Source organism: Kitasatospora sp. NPDC059160 (assembly GCF_042755465.1).
GTDB lineage: Bacteria > Actinomycetota > Actinomycetes > Streptomycetales > Streptomycetaceae > Kitasatospora.
In genome coordinates, this window is record NZ_JBHZCN010000119.1 from 25,144 (window position 1) to 27,668 (window position 2,525).

Annotated in this window: 3 protein-coding genes; all 3 read right to left on the bottom strand. The window is 77.0% G+C overall.

Translation table 11 applies throughout. The features are described from left to right. Positions 1-148: 148 nt before the first annotated feature. The gene (locus tag ACFXOZ_RS35665; protein WP_350515624.1) at positions 149-538 is read right to left on the bottom strand and encodes a DUF3040 domain-containing protein; all 390 of its coding nucleotides are present in this window, start codon (positions 536-538) and stop codon (positions 149-151) included. Positions 539-967: 429 nt separating this feature from the next. Then, positions 968-1,720 carry a methyltransferase domain-containing protein gene (locus ACFXOZ_RS35670; RefSeq protein ID WP_375893236.1) on the bottom strand — a complete coding sequence of 251 codons (753 nt, stop codon included), beginning with the start codon at positions 1,718-1,720 and terminating at the stop codon, positions 968-970. A gap of 46 nt (positions 1,721-1,766) precedes the next feature. Further along, on the bottom strand, positions 1,767-2,351 hold the full coding sequence (locus ACFXOZ_RS35675; RefSeq protein WP_380594056.1) for an SAV_6107 family HEPN domain-containing protein: 585 nt from the start codon (positions 2,349-2,351) through the stop codon (positions 1,767-1,769). Positions 2,352-2,525: the final 174 nt, after the last annotated feature.

Sequence of the window (2,525 nt, forward strand, 5' to 3'; positions counted from 1 at the left end):
GCCCCGGGCCGGGGCCGCGGCCTCCGGGGCCGCCCCTGGGGCCCCCCCCGGGCGCCGGCCGCCCCCGCGCCCCGGGGGGCGCCCGGCGGCCCCCCCCCCCGCCCCGGCTCTCGTCGTCTGTCCTCGACGCCCCGACCGGCCCTGCGGCTCAGAACCCGCCGGTCTGCTCGTCCCGGCGGCGCTGCCAGCGCTGCTCCACCCGGTCCATCATCCCGGCCTTGCGGCGCGGGGCCGCGGCCTGCCGGGGGCCGGAGCCCTGGCCCGCGGGCGCCCGGCGCCAGCCGGTCACCGCGAACACCGCGCACCCGAGCATCACCAGGAAACCGACGACGCTGACCCAGATCTGGTCCGGAACGACCATGCCGCCCATCAGCAGACCGATCCCCACCACGAAGCCGGCGACGGCCAGGTAGACCCGCCGACGGGTAAAGGTGCGCAGCCCGGTTCCCTCAAGCGCTGACGCGAATTTGGGATCTTCGGCATACAGCGCTCGCTCCATCTGGTCGAGCAGTCGCTGCTCGTGCTCCGAGAGCGGCACGGAGTCCTCCTACTCGTCGGTCGCGGGTGCGACCGGTCCGCCTCCCCGGTCGGAGAGGCCAGTCCAATCAGCCTTGGGCACACGGTCGGACGCCCGTGCGGGGGACCCGGCCCGTGTCGTCCATATGCCCCACGCATCCGGCTGTCATGCTTACCGGCTTTACCCAGATCATACGGTCCGGGGCCCCGTTACGGAGTGGTCTGCGCCGCGTGGGACGGGCCACTTCGACCGGGCGGGGCCGCACCCGGGTCAACGCCGGACGGATCGGACAAGTGCCCGACCCGATGGAATCGGCCCGGAGCCGGGGATGATCCGGCGCACAGCCGGGCGAGGGGCGGGTGTCCGGGGGTCGTCCGGGAAGCGAACCGCCGCCGGACGGTGCGCGGACCGGACGGCAGCGGACGGGTGCCGCGGGGGCTCCGGGCGGGGTCAGGCGAGGGTGGCCAGCAGGTGCAGCTGGGTGGCCACGGCGTGGAAGGCGGGCTGCGCGGCAGCGGCCTCCTCCAGCTTGAGCAGCGCCTCCATGGCGCCCGGCTCGGTGTCCACCAGGACCCCGGGCACCAGGTCGGCGAAGACCCGGACGCCGTGCACCGACTCCACCCGCAGGCCCGCGCCCTCGGCCAGTCGGCCCAGTTCCTCACCGGTGAAGCGGCGCGGCATCGGGTCCTGCTCGCCCCAGCGCCCGTCCTCGGCGGAGAGCACCGTACGGGCCTCGTTGAAGTGGCCGGCCAGCGCGCGGGCCAGCACGGCGCCGTTGCGGTTGGCGGCCAGCAGGCTGACCAGGCCGCCCTTGCGCAGGGTGGCGGCCAGACTGCCGAGCGACTCGGCCGGGTCGTCCACGACCTCCAGCACGCCGTGGCAGAGCACCGCGTCCACGGTGCCGGGGGCGACCAGCTCGGGCAGCGTCTGGGTGTCGCCCTGGACGGCCCGGACCAGGTCCGTTACCCCGGCCTCGGCGGCCCGGCGCTCCAGCGCGAACAGCGCGTCCGGGCTCGGGTCGACCACGGTGACCCGGTGGCCGAGCTTGGCCACCGGCACGGCGAAGTTGCCGGTGCCGCCGCCGGTGTCGACCACGTCGAGCACCGGCTGGTCCAGCTCGGCCGCCCGCTTCTCCAGGGCTGCCCGTACCACCTCCCAGACCACGGCGGTACGCAGGGCACTGCGGGGACGCGTCGGGTACACGGTCGGGCTCCTTGGCACGTGCAGATCGATCAGGATGCCTCCCACCTTAAGCCTGCCGCGCGGCCGCTCCGCCCGCGCCGGGCGGCTCGTCCCCGTCGAGCGGCAGCCGGGGTGCGGGTGGGGTTGGGCGCAGGCCGAGCAGCCGCTCGACCAAGCGCAGGAACAGCGCGGAGTTGCGGATCAGGTCGTCGGCGTCGCGGGCCGAGGCGGCGCCCCAGATGCCGGCCTCGGCGGCGGCCCGGCGGCGGGCGCCGGCGCCGTAGTAGAGCGCCCACTCGGCCAGTTCCGGGGCGACTTCGGGCAGCACCTCCCAGGCGCTGCGGATGGCCTTCCGCCGGCGCGGGTTCTTCTCCGGCCGGCCGCGGACGGCCAGCACGGCGGCCACCGTGCGCAGCGCGGCCAGGTGCGCGGTGGCGTAGCGCTCCAGCGGATCCTCCAGCACGCGGGCGCGGGCCAGCGTGCGGTGGGCGTCGGCGAGCAGGTCGAGGGCGGCCGGTGGCGCGGCGGCCCGGCGCAGCACGGGGTGGACGTCCCGCCCGGCGGAGCCAGGGGCGGGCGGGATGGACGGGGTGGGTGGCAGGGCGGCGGAGTGGAGGCGGGCGGTGACGGGCTCAGGACGGCTGATGGTCATGGTCTCCCCCGTTCCGAGGCAGCGCCCGGACCGGGTGGTCCGTGCTCCTCCATCGTGACCGGCACCACTGACAACCGGCTCCGGGAACGGACGCAGCGGCGGGGGGGGGGGGGGGGGGGGCCCCGCCCCCCCCCCCCCCCCGGCGGGCCCCCCCCCCCCCCCCCCCCCCCCCGC